This window comes from Mucilaginibacter ginsenosidivorax (assembly GCF_007971525.1).
Taxonomy (GTDB): domain Bacteria; phylum Bacteroidota; class Bacteroidia; order Sphingobacteriales; family Sphingobacteriaceae; genus Mucilaginibacter; species Mucilaginibacter ginsenosidivorax.
Genome location: NZ_CP042437.1, coordinates 33,093 through 58,441, shown reverse-complemented (window position 1 = coordinate 58,441; position 25,349 = coordinate 33,093). Strand labels below are relative to the sequence as shown.

Sequence of the window (25,349 nt, the reverse complement as noted above, 5' to 3'; positions counted from 1 at the left end):
TTTAAACCACAGGCTCAGAACTTAATACTTTAATAAAAATCTTCCAAACCTGAGAAATTTGGATTTAGTTGATTAGTAATATGCGTTCCGGGATGAGATCCGGGACGCATTTTGTTTTTAAGGCTGGCTTCTTTCGGGCACGATAACAATATCAATATCTGTTATTTTTTTTACATACAACTCATCAACCAAAATCATCACTATAGCCAATAACGGCACCGCCAGTATAATACCTAAAACGCCCGATAATGTACCCATTAATACCTGCGCCAATATGGTTAAAGCGGGAGGGATGTTAATCATCTTGTTTTGAATAATGGGTGTTACAATGTTGCTTACAATAGTTTGTATAACTATGTACATTAATGCTACTATGATAGCGGTATTTGTGCTTATGGTTAAAGCCAGCAAAACACCGGGTATCATAGCAGCTAATGATCCAAAATTGGGGATTAGTTTCAGCAGGCCGGTAAGCAGCGCAAGCACCAGGGCCACCGGGATGCTCATAATGCCTAACCCTATAGATAGCAAAATAAATACCAGCACCATGGATAGCATCATTCCTTTCAGCCATCCCTTGAGCGCGAAACTAATCCTGTCAATCACCTGGTGCGCGAGTGGTTTCCGGGTCTCGGGCACTAATTTTATCATGCCATCTTTATACAGGTTTGGATTACTGGTGAAAAATATGGCCAGGAAAAGGATGATATAAATATTACCAAGCACACCAAAGCTGGTGCTAAAGAATGATTTAGCAGTTGTCATCAAAGCATCAGAGTTGTCGTCTGCCAAATATTCCAATATCTTCCTGCCGATAGGGGTTTCATTCATTTTTACTTTGGCATTGCTGATGGTATGCGGCAAAGTATCACTCAATACAGCTACCTGGTTAGATATTTTAGATCCCATAAACCAAAACAAAACCCCAAGCAACACAAACGTACCGCCAATAGAAATAATCATGCAAACGCGGCGTCGCCATTGAGTTTTGCGTTGTATCATATCGCCCAGGCCATGGAAGTATACCGATATCAATACACCGGCCAGCACCATTAATAGTACGTTAAAGGCAACGCGGGCAATCAATATGGTTACTACCAATAAAGCTACGATGGCCACAGTATGCCATACTTTTTGAATATAGGTGAGTTCCTTCTGGATTAATTTATTGGTGTATTTATCATCGATAGGGGGCATACGGTACTTATTGAATAGGGTTCAGATAATGGGACAATAAATACACTCAAAAGTTTTAACAATTTGATAATACTGTATTAATTTGAGTAGGGTAATGGATTATGTAAGCGCAGGATCCCCGGAAGCGGCGCCACTTTTATGTAGAATTGCCGGGTTAAGAGACTGAAAGAAATAGCGACATAGATGGTTGCAAAAGAATACGCTAATTTATTACCAAAGTAGAAATTGAACGGGCCGGAAGCACCACATGCGATTTATAGCCTCCCCTGGAAAATTGCATATTTTTATCCTTGTCGCCCGTAGTTAAATAAGTATCCAGTGTTTTGTATGCCTTTTTATTATTAGCTAAGCCGAGTTTTACAGATGTATCTGTTGCGCCGCGGTTAATGGCTACTATTACCAGTTTATTGTTTTTATCTTTCCAGGCCGATATCAGTATCTTATTGTCCGCCGAATGTTCAACGCCGGTAAGTACGCGTATCATTCCGGGGCGTATAAATAAGCTATAGTGCCCCAAAGCCCAAAGGTTTTTGGTCACCGTAAATTCGCCGTCTTTATAATCGGGTTGGGGTTTTAGGGCAATTAGATAGTAGCGGGTATTAAATTCGGCGCTGCCAGGCTCGTAGGAGTTCCAGAATTGCCATGCAGTGGCGTTGCCGGCAGTAAGGTCGGCATGAATTACCTTTGCCAGGAATAGTGCGCAATCTATCGCGCTTCTATCACCTTTTGCACCTTCTTTAAAACCATCTGCCAGCATGCTATACTCCGATTCCCAGTAGCTTACGTTGTACTTTTTGGCAGTATCGGCCAGCCGGGTACGGGTTGTAATCAGCGTGCTGTCGTTACTTTCGGTAAAGTAACTGTGGCCGGCAATTACCGGCGGTACGTGGTTCAACGCTTTTACAGATAATGAACTGCCGGGGCCGAAGAAATGCTGAATCTGGCTTGATGAATTCCCTTTGCCCGAATACAGGTAATTGAGCATACCAGCTTCACTTATCAAAATTTTTGTATCCAGCTTTTCCTTGTTCAGCGCGCTGTTGAGGTCTTTAACTACATGATAAATTTCGTCGTTTTTCCATGCCGAGCCTTCCTGGTCGGCTTGCTTGTAAGGGTGCGACCAATCCCACTGCGGTTCATTAACCGGGCTAATGTAGCTGAAATGAAGGCCCTGCTGGTCAAAATGACGAATAACTTTAGCTAAGAAATCGGCATAGGAGTTGTACGCATCAGCTTTTAAATTACTGGTATAATCTTTTTCTGTTTTATAACCCAGCCCGTTGCGGGTAAATTGTACCGGCGGGCTGTTTGAAAAAGCTATCAACGTTTCTACGCCATAATCACGGGCTTTCTTTAAAAAGAATTGATAACCTGCCTGCTTGTTCCAGTCATAACTGCCATTGGGGCTTAAAAAACATTCCGTCCTTTTTCTGAAATCCTTAATGCCGCTGCTGTCACCCTGTTCTGTTGTACCGGCGCCAATATTAAAGCGCCACGCTGATAGGCCTATTCCCATGGGATTGCCTTGCTTATCTTTTTGCTTACTGAATAATAAACGCGCGATAGCTTCTCTTTTTTCGGCAGGCCAGTATTTGCCAATCCCTTCAGAAAACCAACAGCCCGATGCACCTATGTTTTCAATTACCTGCGCGGTATTGTTCAAATTTACATTTAAGGTTATTACAGTATCCGTTTTTTGAGCAATGGCAGCGAATTGCGAAATAGTTACCAGCAGCAGAGGGAGGCATAGCTGTTTAAAATGGCATTTGGATAATTTCATCTTGGTCAAATATAAGGTGTCATTTTTATATTGAGTGCCGGCCGCAAACATCATTTGGGGTATTTTGGTAAAAAAAATATTACTAAACCTTTTGCATCGGGGCTGTTAGGGTTTTATTATTACTTTTAACAGCACTCATACATCAATCCTGTGTAGATATCCACCATGAAAAAAATAGCTTTAGCATTCGCGGGTATTTTGTTTGCGTTATCATTTGTGTTTTTTAAACAACCTGCAAAGCAACCGGTTAAAGATGCCCGGCCCAATATTGTGGTAATACTTGCCGATGATCTTGGCTTTTCTGATATAGGCTGTTACGGGTCCGAAATTCATACGCCTAATATTGATTATCTGGCCGCACACGGCATAAGGTATACCCGCTTTTACAATACATCCCGTTGCTGCCCCACAAGAGCATCGTTATTAACGGGCTTGTACAACCAGCGAGCGGGCATTGGCAACATGACAGATGCTGAAGATGAGCCCGGCTACCTTGGGCACCTTGCCGAAAATTCGGTTACCCTTGCCGAGGTGTTAAAAGGTGCGGGATACCATACCGCTATGTCGGGTAAATGGCATGTGAGCAATACGATAGGGCAAAAAAGTACTGAAGAGCAACAGAGGTGGCTTAATCACCAGGTTTATTATCCAACTTTTTCGCCACTGGCTCAATACCCAACCAGCCGCGGGTTCGAAAAATTTTTCGGCACCATTTGGGGAGTGGTTGATTATTACGACCCTTTTAGTTTGGTAAGCGGCACAACGCCCATTAAAACGATACCTAAAAACTATTACCATACAGATGCTATTAACGACACTACCGTTAGTTATATTAAGGAATTTAGCAAGGATAATAAGCCTTTCTTTTTGTACGTTGCCGAAAACGCGCCGCACTGGCCGCTGATGGCGCCGCCTGAAGATATTGCCAAATATAAAGATACCTATAAGGTTGGCTGGGATACCATCCGCGCGCGCAGGTACAATAAGCTGATAAAAGCCGGCATTATTGATCCGGTAAAGGCGCCGTTATCGCTTAGGGATAAGTCGGGTTTGAAGTGGGACGATAATCCCGACAAGGCCTGGGACGCCGCCGCCATGGCCGTGCATGCCGCTATGATTGACAGGATGGACCAGGGGATAGGACGTATTATTAAAGCATTAAAAGAGAGTGGTAAGCTGGATAATACACTTATTGTATTTTTAAGTGATAATGGTGCCAGCAGCGAAAACTGCACCGCTTACGGCCCTGGATTTGACAGGCCCAACCAAACTCGCGCAGGCGAAAAGATTGCTTACGATATGAAAAAAACAATCCTCCCGGGCTTCGAAACATCTTATGCATCCATTGGCGAACGCTGGGCAAATGTGGCCAACACACCGTACCGGTATTGGAAAGCCGAATCATATGAAGGCGGCGTTCATACCCCGATGATAGCTTTTTGGCCAAAGGGGGTAACTGTGGCAAATGGCAGCTTATCAAACCAGTTGGGCCATGTAAAAGATTTTATGGCCACGTTTGTGGAACTGGCAAAAACAACATACCCGCTTATTTATAAAGGTCACCCGGTAATACCCACACAGGGAAAAAGCCTTGCAGCCTCATTTAAGGGGATAACAAAGCCCGATGAAGCTTTGTTTAACGAGCACTACGGCGCGCGTTATGTTAGGTACAACGGCTGGAAATTGGTTTCGTTACCAAACGATACTACCTGGAACCTGTACCACATAAAGGATGATGAAACAGAGATCAATAACCAGGCGGGCAAATACCCCGAAAAGGTGACCCAGTTGAGTGCCATGTGGCACCAATGGGCCGTGACCAATAATGTGTATCCCAAACCTCGCCATAAATAAAATATAGTCGGTATAACCATGACATATATAAAAAATTACCTTTTCTTTTTTGTTGCCTTGCTTTACGTGGCGAGTTCATCTGCCCAGCAGCGGCCCAATGTTATTTTTGTTTTGGCCGATGACATGGGCTATTCAGACCTGGGCTGTTACGGCAATCCCGTAATTAAAACGCCTTTTTTAGATAAAATGGCTCAAAAAGGAGTAAGGGAAACCAATTATGTTGTATCAAGCCCTTCGTGCACCCCATCGCGGGCATCGCTGTTAACAGGGCGTTATGCATCAAGAATGAACCTGCCTTACCCTATCCCGCCAGGATCAACCCTGGGCCTGCCCGACCAGGAAGTTACCATTGCCGAAATGCTTAAAAATGTGGGTTATAAAACAGCTATGATAGGCAAATGGCACCTTGGCGATTATAAAGCCTACAATCACCCCATGGCGCAGGGGTTTGATTCTTATTATGGATTGCTGTATAGCCACGATTACCGGTCGCCTTATGTGAAAAGCGACACCACATTGAAGATTTTCAGGAACCACCGGCCGGAGGTTATCAGGCCTGCCGATTCATCGATAGTTGATTTGTACACCAACGAAGCCATTAAATACATTAAAGCGCAAAAAAAGAGACAGCCATTTTTCCTGTACCTGGCGCATAATATGCCTCATTTGCCGGTAGCCTTTGCATCATCAAAAAAGAATAAAGGTCGTTCGGACGGAGGCCATCTTGGCGATGTGGTTGAGCAGCTTGACGAAAGCCTGGGCCAGATATGGAAGGTTCTTGAAAAACAGGGGCTTGCGGATAATACGATCTTTATGCTTTCGAGCGACAATGGTCCGTGGATTGAATTTCCTGATCGCATGCAGGGTGATGGCGCAACCAAACACTGGGATGCCGGTACAGCAGGTGTGTTTCGCGGTAGTAAGGGCCAAAGCTATGAAGGCGGCGTGCGTGAACCATTTATTGTATACTGGAAAAATCATACCCCGGTAAACGCCACCGTCACCAGTATGGTAAGCAACCTGGATGTGTTGCCTACGCTGGCCAGGTGGACCAACGCGCCCTTACCAAAAGGCCGCACACTGGATGGACAATCCATAGCCGACGTGTTACTGGGCAAAGCGCCCAGGCACCCTAAACACCGTGAAATTTATTACGTAAACAACGGCGTTTGCGAAGCAGTAAGACAAGGCGACTGGAAATACCGCGAAGTTAAAGCCGAAAACAGCAGCAAAGGTATTTTGAAAGATGCCCAGCAAACGCAAACAGAGCTATTCAATATTTCATATGACCCCAGCGAGCGTACCAATGTAATAGCCGAATACCCGGAAATTGCCAGGGAGATGAAGGCTTTATTTGATAAATTTCCCGGTAAAACCGAAAATTGATGTAAAGCTTGTGAGGTTTAAACCCGGCAGGTTAATTATGCTATAATATTGCTTTAATTTGCAGCTACCAAATTTGGGGTGTATTATGAACCGTATTTGCCTTGTTGAAGATGAAGAAAAAGTAGCAGCCTTTATTTCAAAAGGATTGCAGGAACACGATTATGATGTAACACATGCCCTCGATGGCTTTGCTGCGATTGACCTGTTATCAGGGCATGCATTTGACCTTATAATCCTCGATCTGATGCTGCCTGATATTAACGGCATCGACCTTTGCCGCCGCATCCGCAGGGATAACAAACAACTGCCCATATTGATGCTTACCGCGCTGGATAGGGTAGATGACAAGGTAAACGGCCTGCAGGCGGGCGCGGATGATTACCTGGTAAAACCTTTTCATTTTAACGAACTTTTGGCGCGGATAAGCGCCCTGCTCAGGCGTTCGCGGCAGGAAACGCCCCAGGAAGAAGGTTTATTAACCTTTAGCGACCTGAAGCTAAACACCTTTACTAAAACTGCCGAGCGCGCAGGTACCGAAATTACGCTGACCACAAAGGAATATCATTTACTGGAATTGTTTTTACGCAACCCCAATAAAACATTATCAAGGGATTATATTGCCGAAAAAGTTTGGGACATCCAGTTTGATACAGGCACCAATTTTATTGATGTTTATGTAAACTACCTGCGTAAAAAAATAGAAAAAGGTGCACAGTCAAAACTCATTCATACAGTAATAGGCATGGGGTATATTTTAAAGGAAAAATAAGGCGGTATGAAAATAAAAAACAGGCTTGCCTTAAATTTTACACTCCTCAGCTCGGCCATGCTGCTGGTTATTATGGGGAGCATGTACCTGGCTTTTGCCGATTTTTTCAGGACAGATTTTTACGGACATTTAAAAGACAGGGCCAAGGTAGCCGCGCAACTATACCTCGAAGCCGACGAAATATCGTCCGATTCCTTAAACCACGTGCGCGAACGGATGTTGGAACAGCTGCCCAACGAGGTTATAAGGGTTTACAATGCCAACAACATAGCCTCTTTTATAAAGGATAAGGAGCAATACTGGAGCTTTAATACTATTGAAGAAGTCCGTGCAAAAAAGTACATCAGCTTTAGGGAGGGCGAGCGGCAAACAATTGGTATTTATTACCATGACAACCAGGGTAATTTTGTGATCCTTGCCTCCGCATATGATCAGCAGGCCAAACTCCGTTTATCGGGTATTATCCGCATCATGATCATCATTTTGATAGTGGTAAACAGCGTTTTGTTTTTTATAGGCAGATGGTTTGCAAAGCGGTCGTTGATGCCTATTGATGGTCTTATTAAACAAATGAAGCAAATTAATGCCAGCAGTTTACATGTAAGGGTCGACGAAGGAAAAGGTAAGGATGAAATAAGTGCCCTGGCCCTTAATTTTAACCGTCTGCTTGGTCACCTGCAAAATTCATTTGAGTTGCAGCAAACCTTTGTAGCCAATGCATCGCATGAGTTGCGCACGCCGGTTACAAGTATCATTGGCGAAGTTGAGGTTGCCCTGAACAAACAAAGAAGCATTGTAGATTACGAGCAGTTGCTGAAATCGGTTTTAAATGATGCCGGACGGCTTAGTGATACTATCAGCAGCCTGATGGAGCTGGCGCAAACGGATATGGAATATACCCGCGCAAAGCTGGAACCTATACAGATTGATGAACAAATATGGGAGTTGCAGCATCATTGGGCTATGTCGGCCGGGCACCCGCAACTGCAGGTGCAAATTGACCATTTGCCCGATGATCAGCAGGCACTGTTTATTAATGCCAACCCTACATTACTCAAAATAGCCTTTAATAATATCATTGGGAATGCGTTCAAATTCTCGCGCAATCAACCCGTTACCTGCCGTTTAAATGCCAATGAACAATCCATGGTAATTACAATTATTGATAAGGGCGTTGGCATCCCTGCTGACGACCAGGAAAAAATATTTACGCCGTTTTACCGCAGTGCAAACGGGCGTATTTTTGATGGCAATGGGGTGGGGCTGTACGTAGCTTTTAAAATTATCCAGCTATTTAATGGCGCCATCAATATACAATCGGTAGTTGGGCAAGGCACAACTTTTACCATTAGTTTCGTGCCGTTTTTCTAATCTCTTTCTAATCCCGCTTTAATGTCGGTCTAATTTGGGTGGTATAGTTTTGCGCCAAACAAATAAACTATGCACCGAAAATTTGTTATCGTTCTTTTTTCAATTCAACTATTACTATGGTGTATAGCTGTCGGGGGCCCGGTTTACGGGCAACCCTCCGGCAGCGATACCCTGAAAGTTACTTTGAAAGAGACAGAAGCCCAATTTTTAAAAAACAATCTCGACCTCATTATTCAGCACTATAGTGTTGACCAGGCGCAGGCACAAATTATTACTGCCCGCTTATTCAATAATCCTGATTTTAGTTTTGCCAACGTTTTATACAACCCTAAAACCAAACGTTTTTTTGATACCAGCCATGATGGCGGCGAATATTCGGCGCAGCTATCGCAGCTTATTCAAACCGCGGGCAAGCGTAATAAAAATATCCAGCTGGCGCAAATAAGTGCGCAGCAGGCCCAGTACCAGCTTTTTGACCTGTTACGCACGCTTAGATATACCCTAAGGAATGATTTTTATAAGATCTATTTCCAGGAGCAATCGGCACGGGTTTACCAGGAAGAGATTAATTCCCTGGCGAAAACGCTTAAGGCTTTCCAGGAGCAGTATGCCAAAGGTAATATCGCCCAAAAAGAAGTGCTGCGCATCCAGTCGCAATTATACTCGCTGCAATCGGAACTAAACGACCTGATGGATGGTATTGACGATACCCAAAGCGAGCTGAAACTGATGATTCGCGCCAAACCATCAAGTTTCGTGTTGCCACAGGTTGATATTAACCTGGAAGGAAAAAATATGGTGTCAGATGTGCCTTATCAGCGTCTTATTGATTCGGCCAATGCTAACCGGTACGATCTTAAAGTTGCGCGCTCGGTTGTTGATTATAACAATATTAACCTGAAGCTGCAAAAGGCAACAGCTATCCCCGACGTAACCCTTTCATTGGCTTATGACAAACAGGGTAGTTATATCCGCGATTATTCAAGCGCGGGAATTGCGTTTTCGCTACCATTTTTTAACCGCAACCAGGGCGGTATAAAACAGGCCCGTATAGCGGTTGATGCCAGTAAGGTGCAATTGCAAAGCCAGCAGGACCAGCTGGAAAGCGAACTGGCCAATGATTACAAGGGCGCGTTACGCCTCGAAAACCTGTACAACAGCTTCGACCCAAAGTTTAAGCAGGATTTTAACCACCTGATACAGGAAGTATTTAAAAACTACCAGAAACACAACATCGGCCTGTTGGAGTTTCTTGATTTTTACGATTCATATAAAACCAATACGCTGCAGTTAAATAACCTGCAGCTCAACCGCATCAGCTCGTTAGAGCAATTGAATTTTGCAACCGGCACACCATTCTTTAATCAATAATAACACACAGATCATGTATCGCCCATATAAAGTAGTTGTTTTTAGTATTCTTCCGGCATTGATTTTGTCTATCTCGGCCTGTTCGCATCACCCGGACGAAGCCGCAAAAGATGCCCGTTTTGAGGTAACTGATACCTTGTTGCGCAGCCTGGTTATTGACACCGTGAAGGCCGAAAACGCAGTGTCGGAAATTACCCTTACCGGCAGCATAGCGCCGGATGAAAGCAAAATGGTAAAAATTTTCCCGATGGTAAGCGGCATAGCGCAGTCGGTACATGTGCAGTTGGGCGATGTGGTTAAAAAAGGCCAGGTGCTTACCACCTTGAGGAGCGCCGAGATTGCCGGTTTCAGCCGCGATTTGATTTCGGCACAGGCCGACCTTCGAAACGCCAAACGCCAGCTGGAAACCACGCAGGACCTTTATAAAAGCGGCCTGTCGTCAGAGAAAGACCTGGAGCAGGCAAAATCAGACTATCAAAAGGCTACTGCCGAAAACAATAGGGCCGGGTCTATCATGTCTATCAATAAAAGCAACGGCAAAGGCTACGAGATCCAATCGCCTTTAACCGGCTACGTTATTGAAAAAAACGTAACCGAAGATATGCAGGTGCGGGCAGATAATAACCAGAACCTTTTTACCATAGCCGATCTGTCGTCGGTATTTGTGCTCATTAATATGTATGAGTCAGATATCGCCAGTGTAAAACTTGGCGATGCCGTACAAATAACCACGCTGGCTTATCCTGATAAAGTATTTACCGGCAAAATTGATAAGCTTTTTGACGTGCTCGACCCGGACAATAAAGTGATGCGTGCCAGGGTGATGATTAGCAATCCCGATAATATGCTTAAACCAGGCATGTTTACCAATGTAAAAATACAAGCCAAATCGGGGATGAATCTGCCGGCTATTAAAACCGATGCCATTGTGTTTGATAATAATAAAAACTATGTGGTTGTGGTAGATGGGCCAGCTAAAGTGCATATCCAACTGGTTGAAATAGCCAAACGGGTAGAAGATGTTGCCTACATCAGCAAAGGGTTAAAGCCAGGGCAGCGGGTGGTTGCTTCAAGGCAAGTTTACCTATACGAATCATTAAAGGAGTAATGAGCCTTAGGCCTCACCCTGCCCTCTCCAAAGGAGAGGGTTATGAATAGTATGGGGTGGGCTTAGTCGACATTCTAATAATAGAATCGGGAAAATAAAAAAACGCGCAAATCAAAAGCCCTCTCCTTTGGAGAGGATTTAGGTGAGGCTTCATAAAACGAACAGATGAACAAGTTCATAAAAGGAGTGCTGTCTTTTGCACTTAAAAATAAGATTTTTATATTTTTTGTTACCCTGCTTATGGCAGTGGCCGGCTATATCAGCTTTAAAACCATTGCTATAGATGCCTTCCCGGATGTAACCAATACATCGGTAACTATTATAACCCAATGGCCCGGCCGCAGCGCCGAAGAGGTTGAAAAATTTGTAACCCGCCCCATAGAACTGGCTATGAACCCCGCCGAGAAAAAGACCAGTGTGCGCTCATCGTCGTTGTTTGGCCTGTCTGTAGTGAAAATTACATTTGATGACGATGTTGATTATGCGTTTGCCCGTCTACAGATCAACAACCACCTTGATGAGGCCAATTTGCCGGATGGAATTACGCCTGAAATTGAGCCCCCTTACGGGCCGACAGGCGAAATTTACCGTTACACTTTAACCAGTAATAAACGGTCGGTGCGCGAATTGAAAACCATACAGGACTGGGTGGTAAGCCGCGAGATAAGGGCTGTACCCGGTGTAGCCGATGTAAACAGCTTTGGCGGCGAGGTGAAAACTTACCAGATCACCATAAACCCCGAAAAGGCGGTTCAGTATGATATTACCCCCTTGCAACTGTTCGATGCGGTATCTAAAAGCAACGTAAACGTTGGCGGCGATGTGATACAGCAAAGCGGGCAGGCTTACGTGGTGCGCGGCATAGGGTTGCTCAACAACATCAGCGAGATAAAGAACATTGTTGTTAATAACGTAAAAGGCACGCCTATATACGTAAAGACAATTGCCGAAGTAACCGAATCATCATTGCCAAGACTGGGCCAGGTGGGCCGCGATGTTGACCCAGATGTGGTAGAAGGTATAGTGGTAATGCGCAAAGGCGAGAACCCCAGTGTAGTTATTGCCGGCCTTAAAGATAAGATCAAAGAACTGAACGGTACTATACTGCCTGAGGATGTTAAGATCAATACTTTTTACGACCGCGAAAACCTGGTTGATTTTGCCACGCATACCGTGCTGCACAACATGGCCGAGGGGATCATATTTGTAACGGTGATTGTATTACTGTTTATGGCCGACTGGCGCACTACGGTAATTGTAGCCATCATCATCCCGCTGGCACTGTTGTTTGCATTTATGTGCCTGAAGTTAAAAGGTATGTCGGCCAATTTACTCTCTATGGGCGCTATCGATTTTGGGATTATCATAGATGGGGCGGTGGTGATGGTGGAAGGAATATTTGTCTTGCTTGACCATAAGGCCAAAGAAATGGGGATGGAAAATTTTAACAAGCTGAGCAAGCTTGGGCTAATCCGCCAGGCCAGTTTGGTAAACGGTAAGGGCATCTTTTTTGCCAAGGCTATTATCATTACCGGTTTGCTGCCCATCTTCAGCTTTCAAAAGGTTGAGGGGAAAATGTTTTCGCCCCTGGCCTGGACATTGAGCTTCGCGCTTTTGGGAGCCTTGTTGTTAACTTTTACGCTTGTGCCTGCGCTGTGCAGCATCCTGTTACGCAAAAATGTTAAGGAACGCCATAATGTATTTGTAGAGTTTATTACCAAAAATGCTCTTCGCTTTTATAACCTGTGTTTTAAACGCCGCAAAATTGTGTTCCCGATAGCAGTTACTGCTTTGGTTATCAGTTTAGGTTGTTTTACGTTGTTAGGTACTGAGTTTTTACCGGAATTAAACGAAGGATCGATATATGTGCGGGCAACCGGCCCGTTAAGTACCTCGCTGGAAGAGTCGGTTAAGCTATCCAACGAGATGAGGCGGATCTTCCTGAGTTTTGACGAGGTTAAGCAGGTGATATCGCAAACCGGCAGGCCAAATGATGGCACCGATGCTACGGGCTTTTACAACATCGAATTCCATGTTGATATTTATCCGCAGGACGAATGGAAACGTAAAGAAACCAAAGAAGAACTCATTGCCCGGATGCAGGATAAACTGAAATTTTATCCTGGTGTCGACCTCAACTTCTCGCAGCCTATATCAGATAACGTTGAAGAAGCGGTATCGGGGGTGAAGGGTTCTATCGTGGTAAAAATGTTTGGCGATAACTATCCTTATATCGAAAGCAGGGAAGAGCAGATTTACAAGATCCTGAAAGGCGTACGCGGTATCGAGGATTTGGGCATTTTACGCAACATGGGCCAGCCCGAATTGCAGATAAACCTTAACCAGGATAAAATGGCCCAATACGGTGTTACGGCTGCTGATGCTAACGCGGTAATAGAGACAGCTATTGGCGGCCGCGCTGCTACACAGATTTATGAAGGTGAAAAGAAGTTTGACCTCAGGATCCGTTATCCGGAAGATTTCAGGAACAATGCAACCGCAATAGGCGATTTGCGTGTGCCGACTTTAAATGGCGGTAAAGTTCCTTTAAGGGAGATAGCTGATATCGGTAAAATAACGGGCATCAGTATGATATACCGCGATAAAAACAGTCGGTACGGTGCTATCAAGTTCTCTATCCGTGGCAGGGATATGGGCAGCACCATTGCCGAAGCACAGGCTAAGGTAAACGAACAAATTAAGCTGCCTAAAGATTACCGTTTAGAATGGGCCGGCGATTTTGAAAACCAGCAACGTGCCACGCAAAGGCTGTCGCAGGCGGTGCCGGTGAGCTTGCTTATCATTTTCTTTATCCTGTTTATCCTGTTCGGCAACTTCAGGGATTCGCTGCTGGTATTAAACAACGTGCCTTTTGCCATCATGGGTGGCATCCTGGCTTTGTTGATTACCGGGGTTAACTTTAATATATCGGCAGGGATAGGGTTTATAGCATTGTTTGGTATCTGCGTGCAAAATGGCGTTATCCTGATCTCGAAATTTAAATCGAACATTAAGGAGCTGCGCCACCAACAATTTACTGATTTTACCGAGGCTTTGAAAAACGGCGTTGCCGATAGGATGCGCCCGGTGATCATGACGGCTATGATGGCTGCCATTGGTTTGCTGCCGGCTGCATTGTCCGCAGGCATCGGTTCCGAGGCTTCAAAACCATTGGCTATAGTGGTAATTGGCGGCTTAATTACCAATACCATTTTTAACCTTTTTGTATTCCCCATCGTGTTTTACTGGACTTACCGTAAACGCGTAGAAAGTGGAGATACCGGCAGGTTATAAAATAACGAACTTTCCCTAATTTCTATATATAACCGAGCCCCCTGTTGTAATGACGGGGGCTTTTTTTAACAGGGTAAGCACACATCTAAAGTGGGTTAACATAACTTAACACATTTCAGATATATTTTTTATAAATATTTGACAATCAATTCATTGTATTTAAACATGGTTAACACTAAATTGATTGCGTAATGTTGTCTTATCCAATATTTGTGCCTGTTGTTGGCCAATGCAGGTACCGAAAGGGACATAGTTCTTTTAATTAGTTTACCCTACTTTTTAACCACGAGCTTCCCGTTGCATCACCCAATAAGTGGCATTGGTAACAGGTTCTAAAAAGGATGCGCTTTCTTCATATCCCAGCCTGTTATAAAACGAGATGTTTCTGGGCGTAAAAGTTTCCAGGTATGTGGAGAGGCCCAGTTTATCGGTTTTTTCCAGTATCTCGTTTATCAAACCGACACCTAAACCTTTACCCTGAAACTCCGGTTTGATGCCGACTATTGACAGGTACCAGGCGTCTGCCGGAATTAAGCCATCAACCTTAGTCGACATGAAATCTACCATTTGTACATAGGCATCAAGCACGCCATCACCCAAATTGGCTTTCAAAAACATCTTCTTTTCCTGCCCTTTTTCTGATTCAAGCGCAGTACTTAAGGGCTTACTCCATACAGACGCGCCATACCTGTGTTGGCCGGGAATAAACAGTAGTCCATATTTTTCGGCCTCGTACATCGAATAATCAAGGTAGCTTATTAAAGCCTCCTGTTTCTCCTTATCGCCGGGGATTGATTGTAATAACCTGATATAAAACGGATCGGGCTGCAATGCCTGGTATAAGGCCTCAGAAAATTCCTGGTATTTAAGCGTGTACATGGCTGGTAAATATCGGAAATTATACTGCGTACTGACAGATAAAAATTGAAGTTGTAATCGGACAGGTCCCGCTGGTCACAAACCAAAACGGCCCGGAGATAAAATCTCCGGGCCGTTCTTTTATAGCTTTCAGCCTTCTGCTTTTAGCTTTCGGCTTATTTCTTCATTACCTTATTTACAATATCGTTTCCAAAAACAAATACCATCAGGGTAACCAGTATTACAAAGCCCACAATTTGCGCGCGCTCCAGGAACTTATCGCTCAGTGGTTTACCTTTTATCATCTCCACTATCAGGAATACAGCATGGCCACCGTCAAGTGCCGGGATAGGCAACAGGTTCATCAGCGCCAATACCATTGATAAAAAGCCTACCAGGCTCCAAAAGTGTACCCAATCAATAGTGCCGCCAAACAGGTTAGCTATGGCAACCGGGCCGCTTACAGCCTTGTTAAACTTAACATCGCCTTTAAATATTTTGCCCAGGCCTTTGGCGTTATCGGTAAAGGTACTTATAGCCCTTGCTGCACCGATGGGGAAAGATTGAAAGAAACCGTATTTTATGGTCTTAACTTCGGGGAAATCGCTTTTTGGCCTTGCAAAACCAATAGTACCATCGGCGGTTACCTGGGCTTTTAATGGCAAAATGGCGTTGTTGCGTTTTACGCTCAGGTCAACCACCTTACCTTTGTTTGCCGCAAGCTGGCTTTGCATCTCGTCAAAAAATACTACTGGTTGGCCGTTTACTGCCACCACGCTATCGCCTTTTTGCAGGCCTGCTTTTTTAGCATTACCATAAACAGAATCGACAGAAAATTTGGTACGTGGTACGCGGCTGATAAATTCTTCGATACCATGATCGGCCAAATCATTTAATATGGTATGCGGTACCGTAATGCTTAATGTTTGGGCTCCGCGCACTACGGTGAATACGGTGTTTTCGAGCAATACTTTTGGGCTGGTTAAATCGTCAAAACGTACAATTTCTTTACCATTAACAGCGGTAATTTTATCGCCCGGCAATAAGCCTATTTTTTTACCTACCACGCCGGGTACTATCCCAAATTTGGCGCTGGCGTTAGGGATATAGCTTTCGCCGAAGCGGATAGTCAGGATCCAAAATATAACGATACCTAAAATAATGTTAACTGTAACGCCGCCAAGCATTACAATTAAACGCTGCCATGCTGGTTTTGAACGGAACTCCCAGGGCTGCGGCGGACCGGCCATCTGGTCGGTATCCATCGATTCATCTATCATACCGGCAATTTTAACATAGCCACCTAAAGGCAGCCAGCCAATGCCATATTCAACACCTTTATATGTAAACTTAAACAGGCTGATATTCCATGCGTCAAAAAACAAATAAAATTTATCTACTTTAATCCCGAAAGCCCGGGCCGTTAAAAAGTGCCCCAGTTCGTGCAGGATGATTAAAATTGAAAGGCCCAGTACAAGCTGGCCTACCATGATCACTATACTCATTCGTTATATTTATCTATTAATAGTTTATTGCCTTTAACGGCAGTTTTTGTATAAAATTTTGCGCAAAGATGCGTGTTTCTTTGTCGGTATTCAAATAATCGGTTATGGTTGGCTGCGATACAAAGGCGATTTGCTGCATACACTCTTCAATTAAATCGCTCATGGCCAGGAAACCGATGCTGTTATTTAAAAAACCTGCAACGGCAATCTCGTTGGCCGCATTAATAATACAAGGCATGTTGCCACCTTGTTTTAATGCGGCATAAGCTAAACCAAGATTACGAAAAGTTTCCAGGTCTGGTTTTTCGAAAGTCAGGTTAGGGTAAGCGGTAAAATCAAAGCGCTTAAAATCATTTTGAATGCGGTTAGGGTAGGTAAGGGCATACTGGATGGGCAGCTTCATATCCGGCAAGCCCATTTGTGCTTTGATTGATCCATCCCTGAATTGCACCATGGAGTGAATGATGGATTGCGGGTGAACCACCACATCAATCTGGTCTGCATCTACATCAAAAAGCCACTTTGCCTCTATCACTTCCAGTCCCTTATTCATGAGCGATGCCGAATCGATAGTGATTTTGGCACCCATTACCCAGTTGGGATGTTTTAACGCCTCTTCACGGCTTACACCGGTCAAAAAATCAAGGCTGCGGCCACGGAAAGGCCCGCCCGAGGCGGTGATGATCAGCTTTTCTACCGGGTTATTTTCCTCGCCTGTAAGGCACTGGAAAATGGCCGAGTGTTCAGAATCTACAGGCAGAATATTAACGCCATGTTGTTTGGCTAAAGCGGTTACAATTTCGCCTGCAACAACTAAAGTTTCTTTATTGGCCAGGGCAATATCTTTACCGGCCTTTATCGCGGCAATGGTAGGCTCCAAACCCGCAAAGCCAACCATGGCTGTAAGCACAACATCAATTTCAGGGTGTGTAACAGTATCAATAATAGCCTGGTGGCCTGCAAGTACCTCAATAGGCAGGTGGGCAAGGGCTTCTTTAACCTGCAGGTATTTGCCGGTATCGCATATAATGGCATACGCCGGCATAAACTCAATAGCCTGGCTAATTAACAGCTCTGCATTCGAGTGCGCCGTAATTAAAAAAGCCCTGAACAGGTTATTGTTACCCTTTATCACTTCAAGTGTTTGGGTACCTATACTGCCTGTCGAGCCTAAAATGGCAATGTTTTTTATCTGCTTACTCAATTATAATATCTTTATTTAAGAAAAAATGCCGGTCATCCTGAGCTTGTCAACACACGCGCAGACAGGCCTTTGCACGCTATGCTTCGGCGGGCTACCCATCACATATCAATTTTCCTGTCATCCTGAGGTACGAAGGATCTATCAGCTATGCATGACCGATAGAAAAGTTCGCGAATAGATCCTTCGTTCCTCAGGATGACAGTCTTTATTTTTTAGTGCCATCTCCCTTTCATGGTTTCATTAAATTTTACGCCTACCCATGACACCCTTTTTTGATTTGCGAATATAATTATAATACGCTTCTGTTATGTCTGTTTGCCTTTTTCAAGTCTCCCCTTTAGGGGAGATTTAGAGGGGCTTAAATATACGCTTTTAACCCATCCGCTATCTTCCTGTCGTTTGATAGCCTTGGCACCTTATTTTGTCCCCCCAATTTTCCTTCTGAACGCATGTAATTTATAAACGCGTTTTTTTGTAGGGCTTGGATGATCAAAGGTTGCAAAATGTTACCTTCAATCAGGTCAAAATAGTAAATATTTTTCTTTTGCAGGGCTTTGTCCACTTTTATGGCAAAGGATTGAAGATCGGCGGGTGGTGTTCCAAACTCTACAAACCACTCGTGGTAAGGGAGTTGCCCGACCGGTGGGTTAACTTGGGGGGCTACGGTAAATTCAATTACGTCCACGCCCTCGGCCTTTGCAATGCTCATTAAAGCATGTTCCACTTCTTCGCCAATAACATGTTCGCCAAAGGCTGATATATAATGTTTAATACGACCGGTTACAATGATCTTATAAGGATTTTTAGATATAAATTTAATGGTATCCCCTAAGCTATAACCCCACAACCCGGCGCTGGTGTTCATGATGAGCGCGTAGTTTTTCTCCAGTTCCACATCTTTGATATTGATGCGGGTTGGGTGCTCGTTAAAATACTCTTCAGAAGGGATAAACTCGTAAAATATGCCCGAGTCAACTAATAACAACAGCCCGTGCTCCTTTTGCGAATCCTGGAAAGCGATAAATCCCTCTGATGCGGGATAAGTTTCGATAGAATCAATTTTAAAGCCGATACTTTCTTCCATCCGGGCGCGGTATGGTTCATAGTTTACGCCGCCATGCACATACAATTTAAAGTTGGGGAAAATATCTTTCACCTTTTTGCCACCGGCCTTTGCCGAAAGCCTGTCGAAATACATCTGGCACCAGGGCGGTATGCCGCTGATGAGGCGCATATCTTCATTAAAAGTTTCGTCAACTATGGCATCAACCTTTTGCTCCCAATCTTCAATGCAATTGGTTTGGTAGCTGGGTAACCTGTTTTTTTGAAGGTAGGCGGGCACATGGTGGGCAACAATACCCGAAAGCCTTCCTGTTGAAACACCATTCTTTTCGGCTAAAACCGGGCTTCCCTGCAAAAAAATCATTTTACCATCAACAAAACCGGCATTGCCTGTTTCGTGGATATAAGCAAGCAGCGCGTTTCGGGCGGCTTTAATATGCTGGGGCATGCTTTCTTTTGATATTGGGATATATTTTACACCCGATGTTGTGCCCGATGTTTTGGCCAGGTATTTTGGCTTGCCCGGCCATAACACATTTTCTTCGCCTTTTACAACCCTGTCGATATAGGGGCGCAGGTCTTCATAATCGTGGATAGGTACATTACGCTTAAAATCTTCATAATTATTGATCTGCGAAAAATTATGCGCTTTACCAAAGGCGGTATCTTTAGCCTGGTGAATAAGATTGCTAAATGTGTTTTGCTGCAATGTGAGGGCGTTTTTACGCAGCTGATTAAGCTCCCTGTTTACCAGGGCTGCAAAAACTTTGCTTAATACAGATTTAAAGCCCATTGGTTAATTGGTTTCGGACAGGTCATCGTCTACATCCAGGTGGCTGTAAACCAATTTACGGTAGGTAACCATGATAATTACCTGGATAAATGGAAAGGTTAATATCACCCAGCAATATGACGCAAGCCTAAATACAAATCCATTCTTTTCCTGGTCAAGGCCAACCAGGTTCAGTATCAATATAACTGGTATAAGGGCTAATACCATTATGCTTATAATTATGACAAAAATACCGGCTGTTTTAAAGAAATTGTCTTTGGTTATCTCGAAGCTTTGCTTTAACGATTCTATTGGCGACGAGTCATCATCTACTATAAAGCAAATACAAAAAATGCAGCGAAGGCTTAAATAAAGTATTAATATGAGCTCGATTATTTCAATGGCCCCGGACGGAACGTTTAATTTGATAGAAAATATGTATATTGTTGATAATATCAATATCAGTACACCTGTAAGTAAACCTATCACCACAAAATTCAAAGTCATCTTGGCCGATGGCAATATATCTTTAAATTCAAACTCATAATACTCCCTGTCCATTAACGTTAAAATGAGCTTATAAAAGCTTAAACCTATATAGCATTGTACTATTAATTGAATAAATACTACAATAAACTTTGTAGTTACATCATCATCATCAATTAAAAAAAATGTCTTAAAAAAGTCAAGCACTTCGTTTATAAACAGCGAAATAACCGAATACACAACAAGCGGAACAAAATTTTTCTTTAAAATATTCCATGCAGTTTTAATGGTTTCTGCAACAGAAAAGGTGTGGTACATAGGTTATTATGATCTGTTAAAAATTACCCGCTTCCAAAAATCCTGCATAAATCCTATCCCGTAGGCTGTTAGTTGAGTGAAGGCAGCTATAATGCTCAAAAATGCGATTTTTGCTGATTTATTTTTCCACCATGAATGAAAAAATATTAACAAAATGATAAACAACACGATAAAGTTGCCCAGTTTGGCAATCTGCCAACCCAATAAGTTGAAAATGAGCGTAAAAAGCAGGAACAGGGTAAACGCCGCCGGGAAAAAGTGCACCGCCTTTAATTCCTGCGGGAAAAACTTATAAATGTTAATACGTGCCCTGCCAAAAAAGTGCAGCTGCTTAAAAAACTGTACAAAGTTAGTGCGGCGTTTATGATAAACGATGGCATCGGGTATCAGCCCGATTTTAAAACCCATGGAGTGGATGCGGATGCTGTATTCAATATCCTCGCCCAGGCGGGTGATAATAAAACCGCCTGCTTTTTCCCATACCTGCCTTGATACGCCCATGTTAAAACTGCGTGGATGAAACTGCCCAATCCCTTTTTTATTACCGCGGATGCCGCCGGTTGTAAAAGGGGAGGTCATGCTATAGCTGATGGCCTTTTGCGTAGGCGTAAATGAAGCGTGTGCTCCGTCGGGGCCGCCGTAAGCATCAAGGTAATTTGTGGTTAACGAATTATTTACAATCTGCAGGTAATCTGCAGGGATCAAACAATCCGAATCGAATATGATAAAGTAATCGCCCCTGGCGCGTTCAAATCCAAAATTGCGTGTAAAACCCTGGCCTTCGTTTGCTTTTTTAAAATAGCGAACATCCAACTGCCCAACAAAGCTGTTTACAATAGCTTCAGCATCATGAACAGATCCATCTTCAATCACCAAAACCTCAAAATTCCGGTACGTTTGCAGCACCAGGGTCTCCAGTAATTCTTTGATCTCCTGCGGGCGGTTATATAAAGGAATGATGATGGAAAAAAACATATGTTAGATGTGCAGATTTCAGATGTGCAAATGTGCAGATGAAGCTGCGGATTTTATGATTTTTTGATGTTAAATTTTGATAAGCTTTGCATCGATAAAAAAATAATTTGATTTTTTATCTTGATTTATCTACGCATTTGAAGTTTTCATCTGCACATCTGAAATCTGCATATTTGCACATCAAATCGTCTCCTCTACCTGGTAATGATTCCGTTCGCTTGAGCTGCGGGATACCAGTTCGGCAACAAAGCCGGTTAAAAATAGCTGCGAGCCTAAAATAATGGCTACAATGGCTATATAAAACCATGGGTTATCCGTCGGCTGCCTTTCTTTGATATGATGCGAAAGGTTATAAAGCTTGTCGGCCATTATCCATATCGCTATTACCAATCCTGTAAAAAAGCTTAATGTGCCCATAGTTCCAAAAAAGTGCATGGGGCGCTTGCCAAACTTGCCTACAAAAAATATCGACAGCAAATCAAGAAAGCCATTTACAAAGCGGCTCATGCCAAACTTGGTTTTGCCGTATTTGCGGGCACGGTGCTCAACAACCTGCTCGCCAATCTTGGTAAAACCCGCCCATTTGGCCAATACGGGGATGTAGCGGTGCATTTCGCCATAAACCTCTATGTTTTTAACCACGGTGCCGCGGTAGGCTTTCAGGCCGCAGTTAAAATCGTGTAGGTTATCTATGCCGCTCATTTTGCGGGTGGCATAGTTAAACAGCTTGGTTGGGATGGTTTTGCTCAGCGGATCATACCGTTTGGCTTTCCAGCCCGATATCAGGTCGAATTTTTCTTCGGTTATGCGGCGGTAAAGTTCAGGGATCTCGTCCGGGCTATCCTGTAAATCGGCGTCCATAGTTATCACCACGTCGCCCCTGGTGGCGGCAAAGCCGGTATTAAGCGCTGCCGATTTGCCATAGTTACGCCTGAATTTGATGCCTTTAATGAAAGGATTATCGAAGCTTAGCTTCCTGATCATCTCCCATGAACCATCCTTGCTGCCATCATCAACCAATATGATTTCATAAGTAAAACGATTTTCGGCCATTACGCGGCTTATCCATGAGGTAAGCTCGGGCAATGATTCTATTTCGTCATAAAGCGGTACTACAACTGATATATCCATTTATAAGGAATGTGACGCCTGGCTATAAAAGTTCTGCCCGCAATCATCCGCAAAAATATAAAAAATAGGGAATGGTTTGTATAATGATTTTTAAGCAGCCAAGCCCCCTCTAAATCTCCCCCGGTAGGGGAGACTTTAACTGCTTTTTTAGAAAGTCCTCCCTACCGGGGAGGATTTAGGTGGGGCTGCCTACAATATGTAAAGCCTCTATTACGTTAAAAGCACTTGGAAATATTTGCATAACTTGCCTGTCATTATAAATAAAGTCTTCATGAAATTTTGTAAAGCAATTCTTTTTGTTTTTCTGTGTGTTTTTTCCACTTTAAGCTATGCTCAAACCGACGATCAACAAGGGGCAAAATACGATCAGCATAAAGTTTTTAACCCTTTATTTTATCCCGAAAAAGGCAACGAATACAGGAATGCAGGTGGCGCGCCGGGCTCAAAATACTGGCAAAACCGGGCCGATTACAAGCTTGACGTTACTTTGGATACCGCCAAACACCGGCTTGACGGTACTGCGCTAATTACTTATACCAACAACAGCCCCGATGCTTTAACATTTTTATGGCTGCAAGACGATCAAAATATTTATCGCGAGGATTCGCGCTCCGAAGCTGCAAACTCGGTTACCGGGGGGCGTTTTACCAACCGCAGCTATACCAAAGGCGATGAAATAAAAGCCATTTACATTATTAAAAATGGCAAAACTACCAAGGCCGATTACCTGGTTACCGATACCCGCCTGCAAATAAAGCTTAAAGATTCGTTGAAGGCCGCAGGTGGTAAGCTGCAAATTAAAGTGGAGTATGGCTTCGAGATACCTAAGTACGGTACCGACCGTATGGGCCGCCTGCAAACCAAAAACGGTTGGATATATGAAATAGCCCAATGGTACCCCCGCATGGAAGTATATGACGATGTAACCGGTTGGAATGTATTACCCTATCTTGGCGCCGGCGAGTTTTACCTGGAGTATGGTAACTTTGATTATACCATCACAGCGCCTTCAAATTTGGTGGTAACCGGTTCGGGCGAACTGCTTAACCCCGCCGAAGTTTACACGCCAACCACTATGAGCCGCCTTGCCGCAGCCCGTGCAAGCGATAAAACAGTAATGATAAAGGACGAGGCCGATGTTTTGAGCGGTAACGATCACCCTAAAAAACCGGTGCTTACCTGGCATTTTGCCTGTAAAAATGCCCGTGATGTAGCCTGGTCGGCATCAAAAGCGTTTGTATGGGATGCAGCACGGATTAATTTGCCAAGCGGAAAAAAGGCTTTGGCACAATCGGTTTATCCTGCCGAGGTAAAAGGCAACGATGCCTGGGGCCGATCGACAGAGTATGTGAAGGCTGCTATTGAACTTTATTCGGATAAATGGTTTGAGTATACATACCCCGTAGCAACCAACGTGGCCGGTACGGTAGGAGGGATGGAGTATCCCGGGATTGTTTTTTGCGGATGGGAAAGTAAAACCGGCGGCCTTTGGGAAGTTACCAATCACGAATTTGGCCATAACTGGTTTCCGATGATAGTAGGTTCAAACGAACGGAAGTATGCCTGGATGGATGAAGGTTTTAATACCTTTTTAAACAACGTAGATACCCGCGTATTTAATAAAGGCGAATATTATGAACCGGTAGATGAACAAAAAGCCGCGTCGGGTTTATTTAGCGCCGATGCGGAGCCTATCATGACCATTCCCGATGTAATACGGGAAAGCTTTTTGGGCAACGCAGCCTATGATAAGCCGGCCCTGGGCCTTGCCATTTTACGCGAGCAGATTTTGGGCGAACAGCGTTTTGACTATGCGTTTCGCACTTATATCAAACGTTGGGCATTTAAACATCCAACGCCCTGGGATTTTTTCCATACCATGGATAACGCCGCCGGCGAAGACCTGAGCTGGTTTTGGAACGAATGGTTTTTTACCACCTGGAAACTTGACCAAAGCATAAGCGGTATTGCCTACCAGGACGGTGACCCGGCGAAAGGCGCGCTGATTACCATAGAGAACCTGGAAGAGATGGCCCTGCCAATAACTATTAGCATTAAAGAGGAAAATGGTAAAACGGGCATTGTAAAACTGCCTGCCGAAATATGGCAGCGAGGCGGCACCTGGACTTTTCCTTATAAATCCACATCGAAAATAACCCTGGCCGTTATAGACCCCGACCACAAATTACCGGATATAAACGCCGAAAATAATTCGTTCAGTGGCTTGCCTGTACCAACGGGTGTAACCGCTGCCAGTGTAATTAAAACCTATCTTGACGCTATTGGCGGGGCTGATAAGCTAAAAAATATTAAAGATCTGCAGGTTTCGGCGGCGGCCAGCGTGCAGGGCTCAGAAGTACAGATGGTTTCAAGGTACCGCATGCCCGGTATGTATTTTCAGCAAATTACCGTGCCGTCATATAATAACCTGGTATTAAGCCATATTTTGGTTAATAATGATAATATGAGCGTGCAGCAAGTAAACCATGAAATGCCTTTGGATGATGTGGCTAAAAAAATACTTAAAGAAAAAAGTAAAGCATTCCCCGAACTTGATTACGAAAAGCTTGGAAACACGGTGTCGCTTGATTCAACCATGAAAGTGGTAAACGGCGATATGGCGTATGAAGTTGATATTCGTGTTGTTGATGGAGCCGTAATTAAAAACTATTACAGCCAAAAAACCGGCCTTAAAGTAAAACAGGTGATCGACGGCACAGCAAGTTCTGTAACCGAGTTTGGTAATTACGAGGGAATTAACGGTGGCGTTAAAATTCCGTTTTTAATTAAAACCGTTATCCTTGGCCACCCGGCCGATTTTAAGGTTAAAGAAACGGCGGTAAACAGCAATATGCCGGCGGTATCGTTTCAATAATTTCAATCAATATTTTTTATATTTAGGGCTTTG

Annotated in this window: 17 protein-coding genes; 8 read left to right on the top strand and 9 right to left on the bottom strand. The window is 43.9% G+C overall.

What is annotated here, in order from left to right:
* Nucleotides 1–117 precede the first annotated feature (117 nt).
* Both FSB76_RS00255 and FSB76_RS00250 read right to left on the bottom strand, forming a co-directional pair.
* On the bottom strand, nt 118–1,197 hold the full coding sequence (locus FSB76_RS00255; protein ID WP_147051612.1) for an AI-2E family transporter: 1,080 nt from the start codon (nt 1,195–1,197) through the stop codon (nt 118–120).
* 202 nt (nt 1,198–1,399) lie between these two features.
* Entirely contained in the window at nt 1,400–2,977 is a 1,578-nt protein-coding gene (locus FSB76_RS00250) for a glycoside hydrolase (protein WP_147051611.1), read from the bottom strand.
* A 165-nt stretch (nt 2,978–3,142) separates the two neighbouring features.
* On the opposite strand from FSB76_RS00250, the gene FSB76_RS00245 reads away from it, so the two are divergent.
* From FSB76_RS00245 to FSB76_RS00215, 7 genes are all read left to right on the top strand, one after another.
* Nucleotides 3,143–4,831 (top strand): arylsulfatase, encoded by a 1,689-nt coding sequence (locus tag FSB76_RS00245; protein ID WP_147051610.1) that lies wholly within the window; start codon nt 3,143–3,145, stop codon nt 4,829–4,831.
* Nucleotides 4,832–4,849: 18 nt separating this feature from the next.
* Nucleotides 4,850–6,217, top strand: a complete 1,368-nt coding sequence (locus FSB76_RS00240) for a sulfatase-like hydrolase/transferase (RefSeq protein WP_147051609.1) — start codon at nt 4,850–4,852, stop codon at nt 6,215–6,217.
* Between the two features lie 85 nt (nt 6,218–6,302).
* On the top strand, nt 6,303–6,986 hold the full coding sequence (locus tag FSB76_RS00235) for a response regulator transcription factor (RefSeq protein ID WP_147051608.1): 684 nt from the start codon (nt 6,303–6,305) through the stop codon (nt 6,984–6,986).
* Nucleotides 6,987–6,992: 6 nt separating this feature from the next.
* The gene (locus FSB76_RS00230) at nt 6,993–8,357 is read left to right on the top strand and encodes a sensor histidine kinase (protein WP_147051607.1); all 1,365 of its coding nucleotides are present in this window, start codon (nt 6,993–6,995) and stop codon (nt 8,355–8,357) included.
* Between the two features lie 69 nt (nt 8,358–8,426).
* The gene (locus tag FSB76_RS00225; RefSeq protein ID WP_147051606.1) at nt 8,427–9,728 is read left to right on the top strand and encodes a TolC family protein; all 1,302 of its coding nucleotides are present in this window, start codon (nt 8,427–8,429) and stop codon (nt 9,726–9,728) included.
* Nucleotides 9,729–9,741: 13 nt separating this feature from the next.
* The gene (locus tag FSB76_RS00220) at nt 9,742–10,836 is read left to right on the top strand and encodes an efflux RND transporter periplasmic adaptor subunit (protein WP_147051605.1); all 1,095 of its coding nucleotides are present in this window, start codon (nt 9,742–9,744) and stop codon (nt 10,834–10,836) included.
* A 165-nt stretch (nt 10,837–11,001) separates the two neighbouring features.
* Nucleotides 11,002–14,130: an efflux RND transporter permease subunit gene (locus tag FSB76_RS00215; protein ID WP_147051604.1), complete on the top strand. Its 3,129-nt coding sequence runs from the start codon at nt 11,002–11,004 to the stop codon at nt 14,128–14,130.
* A 279-nt stretch (nt 14,131–14,409) separates the two neighbouring features.
* On the opposite strand, the gene FSB76_RS00210 is transcribed toward FSB76_RS00215, so the two are convergent.
* From FSB76_RS00210 to FSB76_RS00180, 7 genes are all read right to left on the bottom strand, one after another.
* Complete coding sequence (locus tag FSB76_RS00210; RefSeq protein WP_147051603.1) at nt 14,410–15,009, bottom strand: GNAT family N-acetyltransferase; 600 nt, start codon at nt 15,007–15,009, stop codon at nt 14,410–14,412.
* Nucleotides 15,010–15,164: 155 nt separating this feature from the next.
* A complete protein-coding gene (gene rseP / locus FSB76_RS00205; protein ID WP_147051602.1) occupies nt 15,165–16,493 on the bottom strand; it encodes an RIP metalloprotease RseP in 1,329 nt (442 codons plus the stop codon).
* A gap of 16 nt (nt 16,494–16,509) precedes the next feature.
* Nucleotides 16,510–17,697: a 1-deoxy-D-xylulose-5-phosphate reductoisomerase gene (locus FSB76_RS00200; protein ID WP_225976371.1), complete on the bottom strand. Its 1,188-nt coding sequence runs from the start codon at nt 17,695–17,697 to the stop codon at nt 16,510–16,512.
* A 358-nt stretch (nt 17,698–18,055) separates the two neighbouring features.
* Nucleotides 18,056–19,552 carry a GH3 auxin-responsive promoter family protein gene (locus FSB76_RS00195; RefSeq protein WP_147051601.1) on the bottom strand — a complete coding sequence of 499 codons (1,497 nt, stop codon included), beginning with the start codon at nt 19,550–19,552 and terminating at the stop codon, nt 18,056–18,058.
* Nucleotides 19,553–19,555: 3 nt separating this feature from the next.
* Nucleotides 19,556–20,335: a glycerophosphoryl diester phosphodiesterase membrane domain-containing protein gene (locus FSB76_RS00190; RefSeq protein WP_147051600.1), complete on the bottom strand. Its 780-nt coding sequence runs from the start codon at nt 20,333–20,335 to the stop codon at nt 19,556–19,558.
* A gap of 6 nt (nt 20,336–20,341) precedes the next feature.
* Nucleotides 20,342–21,310, bottom strand: a complete 969-nt coding sequence (locus FSB76_RS00185) for a glycosyltransferase (RefSeq protein ID WP_147051599.1) — start codon at nt 21,308–21,310, stop codon at nt 20,342–20,344.
* A gap of 180 nt (nt 21,311–21,490) precedes the next feature.
* Nucleotides 21,491–22,441 carry a glycosyltransferase family 2 protein gene (locus FSB76_RS00180; RefSeq protein ID WP_147051598.1) on the bottom strand — a complete coding sequence of 317 codons (951 nt, stop codon included), beginning with the start codon at nt 22,439–22,441 and terminating at the stop codon, nt 21,491–21,493.
* A 271-nt stretch (nt 22,442–22,712) separates the two neighbouring features.
* Between FSB76_RS00180 and FSB76_RS00175 the strand changes: the two genes are divergently transcribed.
* Entirely contained in the window at nt 22,713–25,316 is a 2,604-nt protein-coding gene (locus FSB76_RS00175; RefSeq protein WP_158642795.1) for a M1 family metallopeptidase, read from the top strand.
* The last annotated feature ends 33 nt before the right edge of the window (nt 25,317–25,349 follow it).